This window comes from Psychrobacillus sp. FSL K6-1415, assembly GCF_038003185.1.
Taxonomy (GTDB): Bacteria; Bacillota; Bacilli; order Bacillales_A; family Planococcaceae; genus Psychrobacillus; species Psychrobacillus psychrodurans.
On record NZ_JBBOOQ010000001.1, the window covers coordinates 2,283,582 to 2,305,207 of the forward strand.

General features: G+C 35.0%; 19 protein-coding genes and 2 pseudogenes. 3 read left to right on the forward strand and 18 right to left on the reverse strand.

Annotated features, from left to right (window positions below; all coding sequences use genetic code 11):
• Nucleotides 1–5: 5 nt before the first annotated feature.
• The 9 genes from MKY60_RS10675 to MKY60_RS10715 all read right to left on the reverse strand — a co-directional run bounded on the left by MKY60_RS10675 (nt 6) and on the right by MKY60_RS10715 (nt 8,097).
• Nucleotides 6–755: an ABC transporter permease gene (locus MKY60_RS10675; RefSeq protein WP_340929778.1), complete on the reverse strand. Its 750-nt coding sequence runs from the start codon at nt 753–755 to the stop codon at nt 6–8.
• On the reverse strand, nt 752–1,516 hold the full coding sequence (locus tag MKY60_RS10680) for an ABC transporter ATP-binding protein (RefSeq protein WP_340879739.1): 765 nt from the start codon (nt 1,514–1,516) through the stop codon (nt 752–754). The genes MKY60_RS10675 and MKY60_RS10680 overlap by 4 nt, the downstream gene beginning before the upstream one ends.
• 171 nt (nt 1,517–1,687) lie before the next feature.
• Complete coding sequence (locus MKY60_RS10685) at nt 1,688–2,029, reverse strand: DUF1048 domain-containing protein (RefSeq protein WP_340929779.1); 342 nt, start codon at nt 2,027–2,029, stop codon at nt 1,688–1,690.
• Nucleotides 2,030–2,100: 71 nt separating this feature from the next.
• Entirely contained in the window at nt 2,101–2,421 is a 321-nt protein-coding gene (locus MKY60_RS10690; protein ID WP_340929780.1) for a PadR family transcriptional regulator, read from the reverse strand.
• Between the two features lie 396 nt (nt 2,422–2,817).
• A complete protein-coding gene (locus MKY60_RS10695) occupies nt 2,818–3,714 on the reverse strand; it encodes an ABC transporter ATP-binding protein (RefSeq protein ID WP_340929782.1) in 897 nt (298 codons plus the stop codon).
• On the reverse strand, nt 3,711–4,232 hold the full coding sequence (locus tag MKY60_RS10700; RefSeq protein ID WP_340929783.1) for a hypothetical protein: 522 nt from the start codon (nt 4,230–4,232) through the stop codon (nt 3,711–3,713). The genes MKY60_RS10695 and MKY60_RS10700 overlap by 4 nt, the downstream gene beginning before the upstream one ends.
• 232 nt (nt 4,233–4,464) lie before the next feature.
• A protein-coding gene (locus tag MKY60_RS10705) for an IS3 family transposase (protein WP_340878759.1) occupies nt 4,465–5,813 on the reverse strand; the annotation gives its coding sequence in 2 pieces (ribosomal slippage) (nt 4,465–5,360 and nt 5,360–5,813; 1,350 coding nt in all).
• Nucleotides 5,806–7,632, reverse strand: coding sequence for a hypothetical protein (locus MKY60_RS10710; RefSeq protein WP_340929785.1), 1,827 nt, complete (start codon nt 7,630–7,632; stop codon nt 5,806–5,808). The genes MKY60_RS10705 and MKY60_RS10710 overlap by 8 nt, the downstream gene beginning before the upstream one ends.
• 147 nt (nt 7,633–7,779) lie before the next feature.
• On the reverse strand, nt 7,780–8,097 hold the full coding sequence (locus MKY60_RS10715) for a hypothetical protein (protein ID WP_241599603.1): 318 nt from the start codon (nt 8,095–8,097) through the stop codon (nt 7,780–7,782).
• Nucleotides 8,098–8,535: 438 nt separating this feature from the next.
• Between MKY60_RS10715 and MKY60_RS10720 the strand changes: the two genes are divergently transcribed.
• Nucleotides 8,536–10,323, forward strand: coding sequence for a S9 family peptidase (locus MKY60_RS10720; protein ID WP_340929788.1), 1,788 nt, complete (start codon nt 8,536–8,538; stop codon nt 10,321–10,323).
• A gap of 53 nt (nt 10,324–10,376) precedes the next feature.
• Here MKY60_RS10720 and MKY60_RS10725 read toward each other — a convergent pair whose 3' ends face one another.
• The 5 genes and pseudogenes from MKY60_RS10725 to MKY60_RS10745 form a co-directional block, all read right to left on the reverse strand.
• Nucleotides 10,377–10,907 carry a GNAT family N-acetyltransferase gene (locus MKY60_RS10725; protein ID WP_340929791.1) on the reverse strand — a complete coding sequence of 177 codons (531 nt, stop codon included), beginning with the start codon at nt 10,905–10,907 and terminating at the stop codon, nt 10,377–10,379.
• A 3-nt stretch (nt 10,908–10,910) separates the two neighbouring features.
• Nucleotides 10,911–11,387: a DUF6886 family protein gene (locus MKY60_RS10730; RefSeq protein WP_340931089.1), complete on the reverse strand. Its 477-nt coding sequence runs from the start codon at nt 11,385–11,387 to the stop codon at nt 10,911–10,913.
• A gap of 101 nt (nt 11,388–11,488) precedes the next feature.
• A complete protein-coding gene (locus tag MKY60_RS10735; RefSeq protein WP_269923129.1) occupies nt 11,489–11,956 on the reverse strand; it encodes a GNAT family N-acetyltransferase in 468 nt (155 codons plus the stop codon).
• A gap of 101 nt (nt 11,957–12,057) precedes the next feature.
• Nucleotides 12,058–12,623 (reverse strand): annotated as a pseudogene (locus MKY60_RS10740) (DUF5694 domain-containing protein).
• Between the two features lie 596 nt (nt 12,624–13,219).
• Nucleotides 13,220–13,696 carry a DinB family protein gene (locus MKY60_RS10745; protein ID WP_241599615.1) on the reverse strand — a complete coding sequence of 159 codons (477 nt, stop codon included), beginning with the start codon at nt 13,694–13,696 and terminating at the stop codon, nt 13,220–13,222.
• Nucleotides 13,697–13,860: 164 nt separating this feature from the next.
• Between MKY60_RS10745 and MKY60_RS10750 the strand changes: the two genes are divergently transcribed.
• Nucleotides 13,861–14,463: a hypothetical protein gene (locus MKY60_RS10750; RefSeq protein ID WP_340929796.1), complete on the forward strand. Its 603-nt coding sequence runs from the start codon at nt 13,861–13,863 to the stop codon at nt 14,461–14,463.
• 54 nt (nt 14,464–14,517) lie between these two features.
• On the opposite strand, the pseudogene MKY60_RS10755 reads toward MKY60_RS10750, so the two are convergent.
• The 4 genes and pseudogenes from MKY60_RS10755 to MKY60_RS10770 all read right to left on the reverse strand — a co-directional run bounded on the left by MKY60_RS10755 (nt 14,518) and on the right by MKY60_RS10770 (nt 20,392).
• Nucleotides 14,518–15,638, reverse strand: a pseudogene (locus MKY60_RS10755) (Ger(x)C family spore germination protein).
• On the reverse strand, nt 15,638–16,720 hold the full coding sequence (locus MKY60_RS10760) for a GerAB/ArcD/ProY family transporter (RefSeq protein ID WP_340929799.1): 1,083 nt from the start codon (nt 16,718–16,720) through the stop codon (nt 15,638–15,640). The pseudogene MKY60_RS10755 and the gene MKY60_RS10760 overlap by 1 nt, the downstream one beginning before the upstream one ends.
• Nucleotides 16,721–16,739: 19 nt before the next feature.
• Nucleotides 16,740–18,092 carry a spore germination protein gene (locus MKY60_RS10765; RefSeq protein WP_445677988.1) on the reverse strand — a complete coding sequence of 451 codons (1,353 nt, stop codon included), beginning with the start codon at nt 18,090–18,092 and terminating at the stop codon, nt 16,740–16,742.
• Nucleotides 18,093–18,391: 299 nt separating this feature from the next.
• Nucleotides 18,392–20,392 carry an ABC1 kinase family protein gene (locus tag MKY60_RS10770; RefSeq protein WP_340929803.1) on the reverse strand — a complete coding sequence of 667 codons (2,001 nt, stop codon included), beginning with the start codon at nt 20,390–20,392 and terminating at the stop codon, nt 18,392–18,394.
• Between the two features lie 155 nt (nt 20,393–20,547).
• On the opposite strand from MKY60_RS10770, the gene MKY60_RS10775 reads away from it, so the two are divergent.
• Entirely contained in the window at nt 20,548–21,405 is an 858-nt protein-coding gene (locus tag MKY60_RS10775) for a manganese catalase family protein (protein WP_241599624.1), read from the forward strand.
• Nucleotides 21,406–21,626: the final 221 nt, after the last annotated feature.

A 21,626-nucleotide genomic window follows, 5' to 3' on the forward strand; every position in this document is an offset into this window, starting at 1 on the left:
GGACCCTACCCTAACTTGCGTTTAAATTCTTTAATGGCGAAAAAGTATGCGATGAGCATAATGCCTACACACCAGGCAAGTGCAACCCAGATATCATTGCCAACTTCCCCTTTATACAATAAAGAACGAATCGCATTAACAATTGAAGTTACGGGTTGGTTCTCAGCGAACGCACGGACAATTTTAGGCATAGTTTCAGTTGGGACAAAGGCCGAACTGATAAACGGCAGGAAAATTAACGGGTACGAGTAGGCATACGAACCTTCCATAGATTTCGCTGTTAATCCCGGAATGATCGCTAGCCATGTAAGCGCCAACGTAAACAAGCCGAGTATTCCGGCTACCATGAGCCAAGCTAGGATATCAGCGCTGGAACGGAAGCCCATTAGGAGCGCGACGAGTATAACAACCACAATAGTAAGTGCATTTGAAACGAGCGAGGTTAACACGTGAGCCCACAATATGGACGAGCGCTTGATAGGCATGGTAATGAAACGCGCCATTAATCCGCTCTTTACATCCGTAAACAGCCGCACGGAAGTGTAAGCCACACCGGATGAAATAGCCATCAGCAGAATTCCCGGTAATAAATAATTAACGTAGTTGTCCGTGCCTGTTTCTATAGCTCCTCCAAATACATAAACAAATAGCAGCATCATCATAATCGGCGTAATCGCCACAGTGATAATCGTATCTGGACTGCGCATGATGTTACGCATTAATCGCCCAAGTAAAACACCTGTTTTGCTTTTCATTTACTTACCTCCTTTTTACTGATGATCGCAAGGAAAATTTCCTCTAATGTCGGCTGCTTCTCGATGTATTCCACTTTGGCTGGTGGGAACATCTCTTTAAGTTCATTAAGAGTACCCGTCGTAATAATTTTTCCACCATGTAGGATGGCGATACGGTCCGCCAATTGTTCAGCTTCCTCTAAGTACTGAGTCGTCAGTAAGACGGTAGTGCCACCTCCGGCAAGCTCCTTGACTGTATCCCAGACTTCAATCCGGGCTTCGGGGTCTAGTCCTGTCGTCGGTTCATCAAGAAAAATGACTGCTGGCGTCCCTATCAGACTCATGGCGATGTCGAGCCGGCGCTTCATCCCACCAGAATATTGGTCCGCCCGGCGGTTGGCTGCATCAAGTAGGCTGAAACGTGTAAGCAAATTGTCTACGACTTGATTTGGATTGGAGACTCCCCTCAACTTAGCGATCATCAGCAGGTTTTCCCTCCCTGTGAGCACTCCGTCCAATGCTGCAAATTGCCCAGTGAGGCTGATGTTCTGACGTATGTGTTCTGGTTGCCCATAAACGTCAAAGCCACAAATAACTGCTTCACCTCCATCAGCTTTCATCAACGTTGACAGTATGTTAACCGTAGTCGTCTTACCCGCCCCATTTGAGCCCAGTAGTGCAAAGATTTCACCACGCTGCACCTCAAAATTCACCCCTTTTAAAACTTCCTTTTCTTTAAAGGATTTTTTTAAACCTTTCACAATAATCGTTGCATTCCCCATACTTTTTTCCTCCTTTTTAATAAACGCTTCGCAAAGCAAGATTTTCTTTAAACCCCTATATAGTCTGACTGATAATCTGTACTACTTACTACCGTGCGTAAAATTAACTGAATAACGAAGGTGACAGTTCACGTTTGCATCGAGCTATTCAGTCGGTAATATTTATTGAATTTATTTTTTTCCTAATTGCTTCATGATACTCAGATTCAAATCCTCACGATACTTTGCGACATAAGTTTTAGCATTTGCCACTAATTCATCAGCAAAGGATGCCACATCGTTCCCAGTGATTTCTAACACTTGCCTGCCATCCGCAGCACCGGCTTCAAACAAATCGATTAGTTCATACTGTATGTGTAGCATATCCATCCCGTTGCCCGCTGAGAAATTCCACATGTAATTTTGGATTTTCTTAAATACAAACTTGTAGTCCTCTGGCAAGACTTCAACTCGTGCCATCATCACCTTGTACTCTTTCTTATCACCAATCAATTTTTTGAACATTCCCATCATGTTATATTTCCTCCTCTTATTATATAGCTGAAAAAGACAGTCCAAAATATTATTCTGTTTATCTTATGAAGCTAGTGTGACTTCAAGACATTGATTTTTGAGGATACGAAATCCCATTTTTTCCAAAATAATTCTAGTTCCAGCTGACCGGCCTCATTAAGTAAATAAAATTTGCGAGGCGGCCCCATATCCGACGGCTTCTTTTCTATGTTTACAAGTTTTTTCTTTTCTAATCGCACAAGAATGGTGTAAACTGTCCCTTCCACGACTTCGGTAAATCCAAGTTCGTTCAGGCTGCGAGTAATCTCGTAGCCATATGTTTCATGGCGGCTGATGATTTCTAGAACGCAGCCCTCCAGGGAACCCTTCAGCATTTCAGTTAAATTTTCCATGTTCAGAGCCTCCTCTAATCTGTATGGCTGATATTCAGTACAACTTAGTACTAAGGATAATTTTTACTTAATAGCTTTTGTGATATAAGCTATTAAGTATCGCTTACTACAAGTACATCGTAACACGTAGTAGTCGAGAAGTCAATAGTAATAGTGCCCAGTGTAAGAAACAATTCCAGGACAATTCTAGATTATTTATAATTGTCCATTGCACATAGAAAAGTTTATGTCCAAGGTTTTTAAACTACGGTCTTATAACACCCCCTTACAATTAAATATTGCCCCGACCAACGCCCCTTATTTTTCGAAGATTTATCCTTCGTAGCGAATTACTTTTATATCTCGGATTATTAGTCGCTTCATATTACAGTAAAACGCCTTTACCGCTTAAAGTTATTAAGCCTGTTCTTTTTTTAAAACTTCATAAAAATGCTTATATCTTTCCTCCAGATTTGGTTTAATTTGATTGACCGATTGAATTTGCACCTTATTCATTAGAAGCCACTCCAAGTATTTACCAACATCGTAATTGTGATTTGTAATTACGATGTTTTCCGATATTTGGTGTGGCAATTGACAGTCCGTCATTAGATTTTCTAATATGGTTACATCAGTAACTTTAACCTCAATTTGATAAGGCAGCTTCATCTCTAATTTAATATCGTCTTTAAACAACATTCCTTCCCTGATGAACCAAATTGTTTTCGTTAAATCCTCTAAAATATCCAAATTATGTGTGGAGATGATAAAGCTAATCCGTTGGGCATGTAATTTACGGATTAATTCCTTCAATTCGATTGTACTTGTCGGATCCAAACCGTTGAAAGGTTCATCCATTAATATAATAGAAGGCTTTGTTAATATGCTTAGTGCAATAAGCAAATGCTGTCTCATCCCATATGAGTAGGTTTTTACAGGTTGGTCGACATAAGTGCTGATTCCAATTTGATCAATGACCTCTTCAATCGCTGATTTTCCTAACTGATAAATGTTTGCGACAAAAGCTAAATGGTCGTACCCAGTTAACTGCATATATAAGTAGTTGTCGCTCGGTATAAATGAAACGAATTTGTAAAAATCGGAATTCTGATTAGAAATATTTTTAACCTTCACTGATCCACTTTCTACCTCCTCTATTGCCAAAATAGATCGTAACAAAGTAGATTTCCCCGCCCCATTTGGACCAACGAGACCGACGATTTCACCTTCATTAATATTAAATGAAATATCTTGCAATATAAGTAGGTTCCCATACTTTTTTCTGAGCTCATGAACTTGTAATAAGGACATCATGACACCCTCTTCCTTTTTGGTATGAACCCTATGAGGAACAACAACAATCCACTAGACAACAGAATCATCCAACCATTATTGAAGTTGACAGTAGGAGAGTTCGATAATACTGACTTCCAACCATCGACAATATGCCATGTATCAAAATAAATGAATGGATTCAGATGTATAAATGATGCAGTAATGTATTGGTTTGCTAAATAATAACCTGCCACTGAGACTAGTACCGTGATGATTATAGTCACATAATGATTTTTCACCCACTTACCAATTAGACTGAATAAGCTATTCAAGAAGAATATTTGAGCTACGATAAGAACTCCACTTTTTACGATCAGCACGATTAAATTTTCAAAGAAAAAGTGGACATTATCGACATTTGAAAAAAACATTTCATCATCCGTAATTCCTGTTGCATAGACTAAAATCGGATAGTTTGATTCACCCAAACCGCCTATTAATAAACTGATTATGAATACGACACCTCCACTAATCAGCAGCATACTATAAGCATTCACTAGATTGTACGCCCATTTGCTTGCGTAAATTGACCTGAAAGTAATCGGCTTAGTGGTCAAAAAATGAGTGGATGGATTCGGCCTCTGCTCCTCAGAAAGACTCGTCCATAACAGCAGAATATAAATACCCAAGACAATCAGCATCATATTCCAATCTAAAAATTTATAAAGAGAGAACAAGCCGCTATTTCCGTATTTGAAGTGAACCCGAAAAGTTAGACACTTTATTTAGTTAAGCCGCTTCTATGGTCTGAGTCCGGTATTGTACCGGGCTCAGACCTTTTAATTTTGTCTTGATTCGTTTGTGATTATAGTAATCAATATATTGTTCAAGCTCTTGCTTGAAGTGAGCCATACTTTCAAACTCTTGTAGGTAAAGTAATTCGGATTTTAGTAACCCAAAGAAGTTTTCAATTACCGCATTATCAAGACAATTTCCCTTACGGGACATACTTTGCGTGATCCCATGTGCTTTTAAACTTTTAGAATACTGTTTCATTTGGTAATGCCATCCTTGATCTGAGTGGAGAATTGGAGCGTCTCCATCGTATAAACGCATCAAAGCTTGGTCTAACATCTTCGAAACGAGTGGATATACTGGTCGTGACTCTAGGTTATATGCAATAATTTCGCCATTGAATAAATCAAGTATGGGCGAGAGATAGAGTTTTTCACCAAATAAATGAAATTCAGTCACATCCGTTACCCATTTCTCGTTCGGCTTCGTTGCTACAAAATCACGCTTTAAGATATTAGGCGCAATTTTTCCGACAGGCCCTTTGTACGAACGATATTTCTTCATGCGCACAAGGCATTTTAAACCAAGCTGCTTCATTAAGCGAAGAACCGTTTTGTGATTGATTTGATATCCACGATTGCGCAGTTCGAATGTAATACGACGGTATCCGTATCTACCTTTATGTTCGTGGAAAATCGAAGAGATAACTGATTTTACTTCCTCATACTTATCTCCACGCCCAAAGGTATTTATCCAGTAATAGTAGGTACTACGTGCTATCCCCGCAACTTTGATTAGCTTTTTAACAGCGAATTCTTCCCTTAGTTCATACACTACTTGCGCTTTGTCTTTCGTTGTAGTGCATCCTTTTCCTGAACTAAGGCGTTCAGCTTTTTTAAATAGGCATTCTCCATGCGTAAACGCTCGTTTTCTGCTTGTAATGCTTCAAATGACCCTTCAGTTGGTGTTGCTTTCTTTGTTTCTTTTTTCATAGATGGACGCCCCTTTGTTTTTGATTCTAGGGCGTCTACTCCAGCTTTTTCGAGTGTGTTTTTCCATTTTGTAATCGTATAAGGAGAAAGGATTTTAAAAATGGCAGCAGTTTCATACAAAGACGTCCTATGTTCGTTCATATAATTTAGTACGTTTAGTTTAAACTCTGCACTATAATTTGTATAGCTTTTCATAAGCCCATCTATCCCATGTTGCTTGTAGAGCATCACCCACTTAACTACTGTTGATTGAACCGTGCCAATTTGTTTGGCAATTGTCTTATATCCACCTTCGTTGTTCAAATAGCTCTGTACTGCAAATAATTTTTCTTCAAATGTAAATTTAGACATAAAAAAATACACCTCCAATTGTTAGATTGTGTCTAACAATTGGGGTGCACTTCAATTTCGTATTTCTCTCTTGTGACGATTTCATTAAATTGTAATGCACGCTATCCACTGCATAACTTGGGTCATTGAAATGAGATATCCACTGATACCCGATTGGCCAAGGTGTAATATTTTTCTCATCTAAAATACGCTGTTGCTCCTCGGAAGCCATTACGGTTACATTCCACATGGAAGGATCTAATTCTTTGTATGACTGAGAAGATTCCATGATTTCTCTATACTTTTTAGAGAAATCTATAGAACCAATTTCATCCTTCAATCCCTCTAAATTGTTATATTTGTTTTCGATGTCTTTGATCATTATCGAGTATGGATTTTCTTCAGGAAACTCAGTTGACTTATCTTTTGATTCCTCAGAACTAGACTTCATTTTTTCAGCTTCCAAATCAAACTCTTCTTCAATTACTTTCCACTGCACTTGTTGATCAATAAGTATATTTTGGAAGTCTTCAATGACATCCAAGTATATTGTCGGTAGTTTTTGAAAGGCTTGATTTACAACAACAAATGTACCCCCAATAATCCCAACCAACATGATAAACGTGAAGATTACATGACCTTTGCGCTTCTTTTTAATTTGTTCAAATTGAAGCAACTTCCACTTAGGTTTTGGAACATACCTCTTGCGAGCGTGAGAAAAAAAAGAAGTTCTTAGAACAGTCCGTTTAGATTTAAATACCGGATAACAAGCAGCAAAACATATTATAAGCAAGATCAGCATTCCAACTAAATAGGTTATAAAACGATTCGGATCTAGTAATTGTTTTTCATATAAAACTATTAAATGAATTGGATTTACCGCATGAAATCCAAAGTGAACGGACCAAATGTAAGCAATTACGATTGGAAATGCAATGATTGCTATCAGAAAGCTAAAAGAGATTCGGTATTTGAACAAACATATTGCTAGTACCAGCATTAATGAAACAAATATCCCCCAACCGATAGGAAGGTATAGTAGCCATTTCCACACCGGCACCAATAAAGTATCTGTATCAATGACTACTTCAATTGGATAGTGAATCATACCCAAATTCCCTGTCACTATTGGGGGCAACAATGATAAGAAACTAGCTAGGATTGTATACGTTAATAAGAGTATTAAAAATGGCATCAAGTAGCCATAATAGACTGTTATATTTGAAAGTGAGATGACTTTAAAAAATTCGAATGTTCTATTCTGGTCATCGGATATCAATTTATAAATAAAAATGAGTAAGAAAAGAAATGCAGTAAATGGACTGAATACAATTTGAAATAATTGTTTTGAAAATAGTGCTGTGTTATAAGGCGTTTCTTGTTCTGTATAAGTTAAATCATGCCTCTGTAAAGTGGCTGCTTTCAGCTGCTCAACTTCTAAAAGCTTTGTATTATTATAATTTATAAAGTCATAATTTTCATATAGGTTATATTCTTTGAGATATGCTAGGTTTTCGGTAGAAATGTTTAAATCTCCTATTCCTAACTTAGTTGTTATGTCTTTCAAATACTCTTCTTGAACGAGTAAACTATCAAGTGCTATTTGCTGCTCTTCAGGTAAACCAAGATGACTTTTTTTATTTAATAGGTTACCAATCAAAAAATTAACAGTTTCTTTGCGATGATCAAACGTATCTTGTAACTCTTGTGAAGTTGCTCCTGATTGTTGACTATTGATAGTCAACAAAGTAACCATAAAAACAATGAGAATAATAGGAACTAATAATATATATTTACTTTTCAAGTTCCCCTTCATAACGAAACTTGTAACTTCTTTCATGAGTTCCTCCTTGAAAACCGTTCGTGTATTTCAGAAAAGAAAACAACCCTTTAAATAGTGAAATCTACAGAAAACTGCAGTTTAAACAACTACTTAAAGGGAAGGGGTCAAACTTGGCCATTATTTCATCTACTCTATTATATTTTATTAGTCTTCAACTTGAAGTACAGTTGGCGCATAAGGTCCTGTTTTTAAATAACCTGAGAAAAATGAATAGTTTCCAGTCCCATCTGAAAAACCTCTATTATAAATATATCCTGAATAAGTTTTGCCATTTCTAGTTTCAGTAACCCACATAGATTGTTGCCTTGTAAAAGGAACTACTTTTGTAACAAATATTTCTTCAGAAGCTACACTAATCATTGTTTCTTTGCTTTGAGCCGCTTGTACATTTTCAACTTGAACTGCGAATCCCATACTTAAAACAACAACCAAACTTAATATTAAAATTATAAATTTTTTCATATAGTAAATTCCTCCGTATCAATAATTATTTTATTTAACAGTAAAATTAAATGCTTACGAAGAAAATCGGCCGATTATTCTTACTATTAAATCTTTTCATATTCAGGTAGCTTTGTCCAACTCTTTTTGTTACACATTTACTTAAAGAGACTCCCTTTTTTTCTCATGATTTCATGATTGACTTGTGTAAGTTTATATTTCTAAATCCGTTGGAATTGTACACTTAAGAAACCTGTTAGTTCTTCCGAAGAGACCGTTTCACCTTTTTATTCTTATTACCTCTACACAAAAAAATTCTAATTCTTACCCATTTATCATAGGATATATTTTAATAGAACACCAAATATTTTGATTATATTTAATATTAAGTCAAAACATCTTAAACTAACAAATTATTATGATAAAATGAAAGTATCTTACAAGAATTGGGGAGTTTAAATGGTCAAATTTGATAAACCAGAAGTAGAACAATTTTTTCAAACATTAACTGTTGAGAATTTCACTGTTAGTCCTGATGAAAAACAACTGGTAATTAGTTCAAACCTTAACGGTCACTTTAATATTTGGGCAATGGATTTGCCTAATCAGTTTCCTTATCCACTTACATTTAATAATCAGAGTGTAGATTTTTTAACCTATGCAAAAACTGGTGAGTTTATGGTTGCTGGTTTTGATCAAGACGGGGATGAGAATACACAAATATATGCTCTTGCTCCTAAAGGTGGAAAACTTGTCTCGATCAGAAGAAATGAAGGAGAACGGCATTTCTTCAACTACTTGACGAAAGATGGAAAACGTCTTTATTATTCTACAACAGCAGGTAATGCAACCTTCCTTAATAACTATATATATGACATTGAAACTGGTGAAGATAAACTCTTACTGGAAGGTACCATTGCACCGACATCTATAGAAGCTGTCTCCCCAGCTGAAAAATCTTTTGTTTCCGGTAAACAATTTGGAAATACTTACTCTCTTGCATATGTTCATCTCGATGACGAGACTATATTATTAACTCCTGAGACAAAGGAACAACATACGGTTACAGACACCCTATATACTTCGGAAACAGATATATATTTTTTAACAAACTATAATTCAGATTTGACTTATTTGGCGAAGTTCGATTTAGAAGCGAAGGAATTTAAAAAAGTTTTAGAAATTAATAAAGAGGATTTTTCTAGTATATATTTTTCTAAGAAAAGCCAAAGTCTTTATTTAATTGGATCATACGGTGTAGAAGATCGTCTTTATGAATACCATTTAAAAAGTGAAAAAATTAACAAAGTGAAAACACCTACAAATGTAATAGAAAAAGTAATCGTGATGCCATCTGGTAATCTATATATTCAAGGGCGGTCTTCTACAAGACCAAACAATGTCTTTGTTTCAAAAAATAATGGTGAATCATGGGAGGAATTAACTAAATTCCGAATTCCAGGCGTTCCAGATGAAATGCTGGTAGAACCTACCATACTAACTTACCCTTCTTTTGATGGACTAGAGATTGAAGCACTACTTTTCAAAGCAAAAGAAGAATACTCCAATGGGCATGTCATTTTATGGCCACATGGAGGTCCTCAATCGTTGGAAAGAAAATGGTTCCGTTCGATGTTCCAATTCCTGCTCAATAGAGGGTATTCCATATTCGCTCCCAACTTCCGGGGTTCTTCAAACTATGGCTTAAAGTTCATGAAACTAGTTGAAGGAGACTGGGGTCACGGCCCTCGACTTGATAATTTGGAGGGTTTAGAATGGTTGATTAAAGAAGGATATGTTGAAAGAGATAAAATTCTACTCTTAGGCGGCAGCTATGGAGGCTATATGTCCCTCTTACTTCACGGACGGCATGCAGAGTATTTTAAAGCAGTCGTAGATATATTTGGTCCGAGTAATCTATTTTCCTTTGTGGAATCAGTACCAGAGTTTTGGAAGTCTTTCATGATTCAATGGGTAGGTGATCCAGTAAAAGATAAAGAAAAGTTTATAGAAGATTCCCCAATTACTTATTTAGATGGAATGACGAAACCTATGCTAGTTATTCAAGGGGCTAATGATCCACGGGTTGTACAAAAAGAATCTGACCAAATTGTCGCAGCTTTAAAGGAAAAAGGTAGAGACGTAGAATATATTGTTCTACCAGACGAAGGCCATGGCTTTTCTAAAAAGCAAAATGAAATATTAGTTTATGGAAAAATGTTGGAATTCTTAGACCGGTTTATCTAAATAATAAGCGATCCCTGTGTTAGAAGAAGTTCCGGAAGTATTCCGAATAGAGTTTAATTGTTTCTTACACAGGGACGCAAGCTTTTTTGATATTTATTATGTCCATCATGTAAATTGATAAATTCAAAGTTATTGTTTATATAAAAAGCATTTAACTTTTTATTGTTTGCAACACAATCTAGCTTTAAATAATCTTTAGTGTAGCTAAGATTGTTTTGTATCCAGGTCAATATACTACTACCTACTCCTTTATTCATATAAGAAGGAATAATTGCTAGTCTATGTAAGTAATAAGTATTGGAAGTTAAATCATCTCCCCAGATATGTTTATCCCACTCACTTTGTTTAGATAAAAGTGTGAATGTGGCTATTAGTTCATCATCCCTCAAGATAATATACGTTTCCTGATCAGATATTGCTTGTTCAATTTCCTCGTCATCACCACCCTCTAAAAGAAATCCCCATTGATTAATTTCATTATCTCTCATCCATATAGCTAACCCTTTTAACATATTAATTATTCTTGGGGTATCACTACTAGTTGCAATTTTAATAACAAGACCTTCAAGGTTATACGAATACATTATTTACCTCCTTTTTTCACTAAAGGAATCCCTATGCTGCGCAAAGCCCATTCTACACATGGACCAATTCAATGATGTCTGTTGAATTTCATCAGATATATCCCATAAGTTGTCGACCAGCAGTAATTCGACATTCCTTCTGCTTAGCTCTTTAGATGGGTTAGATATTACAATTTTCTTAATAGGATTCTGCTTTTGTTCGCTTATGTAATAACCTGCATTTTCATCTATAAGAGTAAAATGAGTAGTGTTAAATTCATATAAATATAATGTCGTATTTTGCATCACATCAAACCAGTTACGTTCTATTACTACTACATGAGAGCTAAATTTGGATGAAAAATAAGTCCTCTTATCTACCTCGGAAGTATTGACTCCAATATGATAGCAAACACGTGGACAATTTCTGGGAGTTAAAAAGTTCGGGAGGCACTTTTCATTAATGGACCATACAAGTTTTTTTGACGGATCTAAATCCATCCGTGTTGGTATTCTAGGTACAAATGATTCTATATTAGATTCTTCGCTAACATGAAAGAGTCTTATATTAAAGCTCCTCTCTGCATTTTGTTTATTTTCTTCTAAGATGGGAAAAATTCCATAGGTTCCTTGCAATGTATATAACCATTCTTTTTATAGTAATCGACACTATCTTCACTCGGCCAAACGATTATAAATTCATAACTTTTACTTTTCACCCATTTATTAATAGTAGTGATTAATTGACTGCCGATACCTCGGTTTCTGTATTTTTCTATAGTAAAGACATTGGTCATATATGCAAATGGTTTAGTTATTCTACCAGGACGCGGTACCTTATGTATTAGTTGTATGTAAATGTGAGATACGATTTCCCCTTCTTTCTCTGCAACCCAAATAAACCAATTTTCACTTTTGGTGGCAGTCTCTAAAAAAGATCGACATTCTAATTTAAATGTTTTTAAATCATCCTCTGTATACGTTTTTGATTGATTATCTTCAAGCGTGAAATTCCATCTCATTTGAATTAACTGGTCAATATCTTTATTTTCTGCTAGCCTAAATTGCATCTTTAATCCCCCTCATAAAATTCACAATTTTTCTATTAAATGAAAGAGCGCATCATTTGTTGGTGGTTTTTGAATTAATAACTAAATCCAGCTATTTTCCTCTACTGCAAATAGTGTAATGTAGATTCCACTTCAAAAACCCCGCTTTCCAGCAGAAATTGCCTAACTAAATATATATGCGCTGCTCCGATCAGCAATATTATTCGATCATTTGAATCTGAGACTAAACCTGAAAGATTAGAGAAAATGGTTAAATTTCGCTGATACCACCATCTCACCCAATCCACCCCGATATAATCGGTTCCTGTCCCAATACGTGCGATTTGCATATAAAGTGCATGGTCTTGCTGTACTTTTTTTCTTGATTAAGATGGATTAACATGTCACCAATTGTATGCCCGGTTGTTGGAGGTTCCACTATTTTCGGAATATATTCTTCCATAATCGAACTATATAATTCGTATTGATTGGTTTTTGCCCATTCTAAGACTTCTTCAATATTTCTTTGACCTACATCCCCCATCCAATCGACAGGATAAATTCTCTCATTCTCCATCACTGCACTAAGTCGAAATCCAATCTGTTGTATTTCGTTCTTATTTAATTTCAAGGAATTATTTATATATTGATAATATGTATTATTTATCTCCCTATCAGCTTCTTTCACTGCTTCGACAGCAATCTTATTCGGTTTAAATGCTTTTAGTTTTCGAATGACATCTTCTAATTCCAACTAGTAGGATCTTCGGCTTCATATTAAATAACACCCCATTTCTATTTCCTCTTAATACATATTTACTTACAAACTATATTTCATTCATATAATATTCTTCACTACGCTCTTAAAATCCTTTTTGGATTTTGTATTATAACCTTTAAAACGAGAAAGCTAACTTCTATTCTTTGTTTAGACAGCTGGTAGTTCAATCCCCTCTTCAACTCGAAACAGACATTCGTGGATTTCAAACTTCACATACGTGCATACATTTATAATTCCTTGTATAATTCCACCCCTTTTGTTTCTAGTTTATGAAACCTAACTTCATTGAAAATGAAAAACAATACCTAAAACCCTAACTAACAGGGTATCAGGCATTGTTTTTTATTGTTTTATTCTTGCTGTCATCATACTTTAATCAGAAGATTTTATAATAAGCAGTCTTATTATGTATATTCCATTCTATTTCAAGTATGGTATTTAAAAATCTTTTATCAGACACTATTCAGAATTGTTTCCAAGTTGTGTCTCACACAGGGACAACTTTATAACTGCTCTTCTTTTGTTGGTCCCATTACACCAGGTACAGGCAGTCCTGCTTGTCGTAGAAGAACAGTCATTTGACCACGGTGGTGAGTTTGATGATCGATTAATTTACGTAGCAATGTTCCTCTTGTTGTCTCTCCAGCAAAGCTTTCTATCTTCTCAACCAATTTCTCATCTGTTAGATTGCTTTCTGCTTCACTCTTTACAGCTTCAACGACTTTTTTATACGTTTCCACAATTTCTCTAACTTTAATTTCTTCTTTATTTCCACCAATAGCTGATTCAACATTTAAACCCACTAATCCAGAGAAAAATGCTGGACTCGTCGCTAAGTGCCATCCTAGCCACCCAAGAGTACTATGTCCTTCTACAATTGCCTGATCTAATTTTTCATCAGATAAAGATTGTAGTACTCGAAGTGTACCCTCTGCTGCTACAGACCAATCTACTATAAAATCATTTACCGTTCTATACATTCTACAACGACTCCACTTCATTATTAGTTTCTTTTTCATTGTAAATATTATCATTGGCATATTCAACTTTTGTAAACCGAGAAATTATAAGCTACTAGACATAATTTCCTTTTAAGTTTGCATAAAATAGTAGAATACATTTCAAGTATGAAAGGAGATTTACTTTGATAGATGAGACGCAGAAACCTATTTATCAGCGATGGTGGTTCATTTTGTTCATAGTATTTTTGGGTATAGGAATCATTTTATATTCAGTAATCCATACAGAAAAAACAGAAACAGTTAGCATAGATGTTGCCGATACTATGTTTTACAAGAAAATGGAAAAAGAAGAACTAAAAGAAAAAATGATGCAAAACCATAAGAATCCCGAAGTGATTGCTGCGGAAATAATTATGAAGAACTTCGGAACAACATACATCGAAAAGGAAAACGCTGTGGTATCATCTAGATTTGAAAGTGGGATATTGGAAACTATTGCATTAGAAGAAAGAATTATATCTACACAATCTACAAAACATTCCTTTTTATACAACACAGTAGAATTTATGAAAGTGATGAAATCACAAGAAGAAGTTACTCAAGCAACCTTGATAGTACAAGCCCCACTTACAGATCGGTACGGCAATGTTAAAAATGGGGATGTAATGATAGTCCTAATGAGTAGAGAAACATTAAATAAAATTAACTTCAACAATTTTAAAGCAGAAAATCTCTCGGCAGTGGCAGATAGCTATTGGGAGCACCCTGCATTGTCCTCAGAATAGACAAAGTATATAAATATTAAATACCTCTTCAAAAATAAAGAATAGGTAGACTCATCATTCTATTGTCCCAGTGCTTTTTAGATTTACTTCCACTTTAAGATCAAATGGCAGCTCTTGGTAAGCTTCATTCCACTTACTCATAGTATCTTTATTATTTATGTGCATTGTTCTATACTTTAACCCAAAACCAATTGGATCTAAATTTTCCTTTTGGACAGTCGTTAAAATTCCAACACATGTTTTTTCACTTCATCTTCAGCAAGTTTATTATATTTTTCTAAATTATTTAATAATACGTCTTTATCGGACTCAATAATTTCACCAGCCATTTCGATTTTCATATTTATAATAGTTGGCTTTTTATTCTCCGTAACTATTTTAAATTTCACATTTGTTTTTCCAATATTCACTACAATATTATTTCCTTCATACTCAATTTTATAACTATATCCTCCAAGATCATTTGCAAGAGTGTTGTATTCCCTCGTCATCCTAGACGACAATTCAAAAGGAGCTCTACCTTCCTTAACGATTAATGATTTATTTACTATCAACTGAGAGCCATCATCGTTTGTCTCAACAATTGGTAAAACAGAATCAATACCTAAACTATGGGAGTTTCGCCTAAATTCAAACAAAAAAGTGGAGACAATATAAGGGCTTTCCGTTCCAGTATTATCGAAAAACCTTGTTAGAGATGTAGACACAGCTTCTTCCGCTTTAGGCTCAGCTCTTAAAACCTCTTCTGCGGATTCTTTAGCAACCCCAATCCAGGAAATTAACTGCATATCACCTCTTCGAACAAAATAATCCATCACATCTTTAATATTATTCTCGAGTAATGCTTCATTTACCATAATGATTTTAGTATGCCCAAATTCTAACGTTTTGTCTGTGTGAGTTTCTAGTATGCGTATTGCTTCTTCAATGTTTTCTCCTTCATGTACTAGGTACTGATAGCTCGGTTTTTTTTCTTGCTTAATCGAAGCTACTGGAATCGATAATTTAAGTGTAACTTTATAATGACCTTCCTCTTTTTCAGAAGGATCAACACCAATTCCAATTATAAACAATCTATTATCAATATCTTTAAATCCACAACCAGCCATTAGAACTATGCATTGGATGAAAATAACACACAGAAAAACCACTTTTTTTCTGCCAAGAATGTACATTATACTTTTGCCCTCCTTTTTGCTACAAACAAAGAAAGGAATAAAATAAAATAAAATAGTGGAAAAATATTATAGAAATAACTTGAGTATTTGAACAGTTCAAATTCGTCTATTTTTGTAACCAAATAAATAGAGATTGCACCGAAGAGAACAACAAAAAAGTAGGATGTCAGATTTTTATTTTTCCACTTCAATTTATTAAAATGAAAAATACTCTCAAATAACTTTAACGATACATGCCAATGAACTAATAGACTCAAGAAAGAAATCCCTAAAAAGATAATAATAAATATGAAAACCAAACGCTCAATAACCCCATATTTCATCCTTACGGAATCACTTGTAGATACCCATGGAAAATTCATATGTTCAATTTGTTCAAAACCATTAAATCCAATGGGTATGAAGTAAGTTATAAATAGTACAACTGCGCCTACAGTACTGATGATAGATATTTGCTTAAATCCAAATTTGAGCTTTTCTTTAAAGAAACTATTAAAGATAACAATATTAACAACTCCAATAAAAATGTAGGATGCCGCTGAAAAAGACCTATAGCTTGGAGAAATATTAATATTCATCATAGCTACTTGGACAAAATTCCACTCTAAATTATTATCAGTAATTATCTTTACGAATAAAAATATTAGGATCGGCAACAGTAAAACAAATACTATTTCAAGAGTAAATAATACACTTTCAGACTTCATCAACATACCAAAAGAAACTATTATGACAAACGCAAGAGTAGTTGTAATTAAGGGAGTTTCTAGTGAAACAAAAGTTGTAAATAAAAATACATAAGTAATAAGCGTTATAGCCCCTGCTAAAAACCAAGAAATTCCAAAATAAACTATTACAGGAATATAAAACCACTTTGAGGTGTGTTTTTTCAATATTTCAGGAAAACTTTGTCCGCTGAATTTATTGAAAAATAAAGTTACAAAATAAGTAAATAATACACCTACAAAAAGCGCAGCAATCATAGAAAATAATACTCCATTTTTACTTTCAATCACTAATATTCGAGGGACTGTTGCGATTATATTTGCTACCATAGTTACAAAAATTAAATAATACATATAGCGGCTCAACGGAAATTTACACCTCTTTTTCCCTCTTCGTACTTTTCCAATTTATCTTTAAAAATGGTTCACCAAAGCTTTCTTTGTTTGTTAAAAACATTATGATGCCTAAAAATCCAAGCATTAAACCAACCGTGCCGAATAGAGTCGTGAATGCTAATAATAGGTACCTGCATATTCTTATGGCAAAGCTCATTTCACTTATTGGAATAACAAAACTAGTTATTGCAACGGCTGATACGATGATGATCATTATATTGGATGTAAGAGCAGCCTCAGTGGCTGCAGTACCTAGTATTAATCCCCCAACGGTTGTAGCTGTCGCACTTATTGCTTTTGGTAATCGGATACTCGCCTCTATTAAAAACTCCATAAAAAGCAGCATGAAAAGTACTTCTATAAATGATGGATACGGTACTCCCAGCCTACTCCCAGCTACTGATAGTGCAAGTTCCACACGAAAAATATCTGGTGTATAAGAAGTGATTGCTACATACATAGCTGGGAGTAGTATACAAGTTAATATCCCAACATAACGTAAGATCAATGTAAAAATAGAAATCCAAAATGAATGATAGTTATCCTCCATAGACACCATAAAGTCATAGAAAACAACTGGTGCCACTATTGCCTGGGGACTACCGTCCATCATAATCACTACTTTTCCATTTGCCAAATTATAAGTAATTCGATCTGGTCGTTCCGTTAAAAGTAATACTGGAAATAGAGAAAATCTCGTGCTATTCAAAAAAAGTTGTAAGTCTCCTGAAGATTCTATAAGAGGATTGTCCAGTTCTTTGATTTTTTTTTGAATTTCATCTAATACAGATTGTTTAACAATTTTTTTATCATAAATAAGCGCTATTGATTGGTGGGATTTATCTTTTAATTGAACCGTTTCAATTGTAAGTGAAGGTTCAAGATAACGATGTCTAATCATATTTAAATTGGATTCAATAGCTTCACTTAGTGCTAGCTGGGGGCCATATATAGTGGGCTCCATTAAAGCGGGTTGAGGTGAACTTGCAGTAATCATTTTTATATCTACTAGAAAAAATTGTTCTTGTATCGCTATTAATACATGTCCTTTCGTCAACTGTATTAAAAGTTCATCCCCCGTTTTCATCTTTGCAATATCTGGGAGGGACTGTATATAAGAAGAGAAAAATTCTGTAGATTTGAGCTCAAAAAAGGGTTTTATAATTATATTTTGTAATTTTAATCCATCTACAACTGTCTTTAAGTAGAGCACAAAAGCATAATTATCACCAAGCTGCAAAGGTATTGTCAAAATATCCTCAGAATTATTCATTTTTTCAACTACTTCTTTCATCAGCTTAGGAGTACTCGGCTTCTCGTTCGCACACAATGTATACACCCCATTTTAGGAAAAAATTGAATATACATAGGGTTACCGAATGTACTAGTTTTTATCCTTCAGATCAAAAAACCATTTCAAAAATGAAATGGTTTTTTTAACGTTGAAAGATAAGACAACGTTGCTTATGGGCTATATTGCATTGAATATAAGCTATATCGGAGAACTTATGGGCTTTTCTCACGTTTTTAATTCCCAATTGTTTAGTTATGAGCTATTTATCTGCAGTAAAAGGATCAATTGTATAATCTAAGGGCTTTCTGCTATTTAGCAATCTTATCAGCAAAAGCTTACCTATCACTTTTCATCAATCTTATAGCCTGTATAGATAATCTAACTAGTAACACAGCGCATAAAAACAAACCCACATACGCTGCTGTGTTTAAATATATTGCAAATTCTGCCTCTATAAACTGCCCTATTGCTAATAATGCAACCGATATTATTCCAAATGTAATGCCTACCATTAATAGAATGAAGCGCGAGAATAATTGTGTGATAAACATAGAATTACTTTTATCGGAAAAAATATCATGGTGTAATGTTATTTTCCCACTTTCCACACGCTGAATAAGATGATCTACTCGTCTTGGAATTTTACGAATCGTTGGTAACAGCAAAGCAAATTCTTCTTCTAAACGTTCAAAGGTCTGCTTTGGTTTTTTAAATGGTTTTTTCCATAACGATGCCATATATTCTGTAGAATACTCTTTTGCCTCATTAAAAATATCAAAATCACTTTTTATCATGTGTAATGTCCCGTCGAGTGTAACTAAAGCTCTTAGCGCAATACCTACGGATGGATAGAAAGATAAGCCGAATTTCTTAACGACTTCAAAAAATGCTTGAATCAATTCCTCCGTTGGAATATGAGAAATATAAGAGATTCTTAACAATAATTGAGCCATAGCATGTTCTAATTTCTCCCGCTCAATATGATCTACATCCTCTACCAATAGAGATAGTGCATCGTATAAAATATCCGAATCATTCTGTTGAATACCCAATAAAAACAACTTCATTCCCTCTTGCTGGGGCTGTGCTAAGCGACCAACTGCCCCAAAGTCTAAGAAAATCGGGGTTCCGTCGACATCATCTATAAAGATATTACCTGGATGTGGATCCGCATGGAAAATTCCAGAATACAGCAGCTGATCAAAAAATGAATATAGAACAGTACGGGCAAACTGTTCTCTGTCCACTCCGAGTGTCCTGAAAAGCGTATCCCCATACGCTACACTTTGACCATGAACATACTCGAAAATAATCAAATGATCATTACTTAGTTCCGTATAAATATGTGGTATCTTCACTGTATACGAACTATCTTTCAAGGCTGTTGTTACTTGTAAAGCATTTCGCATTTCAATCTCAAAATCAACTTCTTCTCTTAGATTTTCCGCGAATCCTAGCGCAAGTTCACGGAAACCAAGCTTCTCAGCCCATGAAGATTTATCCGAGAACCATGTAGCGAAATCTACTAATATATTTAAATCATCTCGCATCATATCTTTAATATCGGGTCGTAGGATTTTCACTACTACTTCTTTATTATTTGTACGAAGTATTGCTTTATGTACTTGACCTATCGATGCCGAAGCAATAGGTGTTAAATCGAATTCAACGAACATATCCTCCATTTTATAAGGTAAAAAGGACACTAAAATAGAATTCACTTGTTCATTTGTTAGAGGCTTAACATGTTGCTGTAGAGATTCTAATTCTTTTACGAAAGCAGCAGGCAATATATCCCCTCTTGTAGAAAGAACTTGACCAAACTTCACAAAAATACCACCAGATTGCTCCAATGTATCTTTTAATGCTTTAGCTAGTTCTCGCTCACTTTCCTTGAACTTCGAATATTTAATCGTCCGAGATATACCATTTTTCATAGCAATTTGGACAACCTGTCTCAGTCTTCTCTGACTACGCCAATTATTTCTTAAGCGAATTAATAATGATTTATTCCCAGATACTCTTTGCCCCTTTTCACCAATCGCCATTGGATCAAATAATTCAAAGAAAAGATACAGCAACATTGATATTAACAACATACTTCCTATCCATATAATTGTGCTTACATCCATATAGGTATACACAAAACTATCTGATAAGAAATCTGTTCCACGTAAATAGGCATACCAATAGACAAAGGAAGTAAAAAACACACTAATGACAACCGCCATAATACGTTTTACAAAGTTGATCTGCGAGCCCATTAATCGTCCACTCACGAAAAAGATGAAGAATGAGATAACTAAAATTTGAACTAATATCTTCAAATAAATCATATAGCACTCCCCTTTCACACTAAGACTATTCCCTTTCTTTCATTTTATTAATCTTCAGTTTCTTACACAAATAAAAACATCTACTATATTTAATGTATAAAGGTGATTGTGATTCAAATACTAGGTATCAATAAATAATGAAATGAGGATGAGGAATGTATTATTATAAGGAAGAATTGATAAATCAAATAGTCCCAGACCAACCAGACCCTGCTGCTGCAAAGGTATTACAAGAAATATTAGGTGGCCATTTTGGTGAGATGCGTACAATGATGCAGTATTTTTTTCAAAGCTCTAACTTTAGAGGAAAGGAAACACAATTTAGAGATTTACTTAGAGGAGTGTTTCTAGAGGAAATTGCTCATGTAGAATTAGTACAAAATACGATTAATCAGTTATTAAATGGGTCAGGTGAATCCGCAGTGCCTGGAAATGCTGGTATAGATGGGGCTCCTCTCGATGAAGCAATAAAACATGCAAACCCTCACCATTTCATTATTGGTGCGCAAGCTTCCTTACCTGTCGATGCGGCAGGAAATCCCTGGAATGGTTCATGGGTTTATAGTCACGGAAATTTAATAGGAGATTTACTTGACAACCTTGTTCTTGAGTCAACAGGAGTCCTCCAAAAAACTAGAATTTATGAAATGAGTTCCAACAAAACATTCAGAGAAACGCTTGCGTTCCTTATCGTAAGAGATAACTCCCACCAAAATGCGTTTGCTAAGGCATTAGAAACACTTGGTGTACAGTGGGGAAAACTATTCCCTGTCCCAAATTACGATATAAACAAATACCCCGAGTGTAAGAAATATATAGATATGGGTTATCATAATTCCACATTCAACTTCCGTTTAGATCCTACTAGAATTGCTGAAATCATTAATGGTACTAGCCCTAGTCGTAATCATGGTGACCTAACTGTCACTGATCCACCCGCTGGTTTTCCGGTTCCCTTGATGCCAGAAATGCCAAATGAACACAGTCCTGGCCTAAATGATATGCAATTCTAATGATCAAGTAGAAACAAAAAAACTCAAGTAGTTATTACTTGAGTTTTTTTCGGAGACACGACTAGATGAGCGAATTCTCCCCTACTCCTCCTGTATAAACTTTACCACATCATATTGACAATTTTGGCAAACCATTAAATGTGGACAAATCTTATCTTTAGCTGTGTTCGGATACCCATCTCCCATTTTCACGGTCTCTTCATCATTATAATGACCGTATG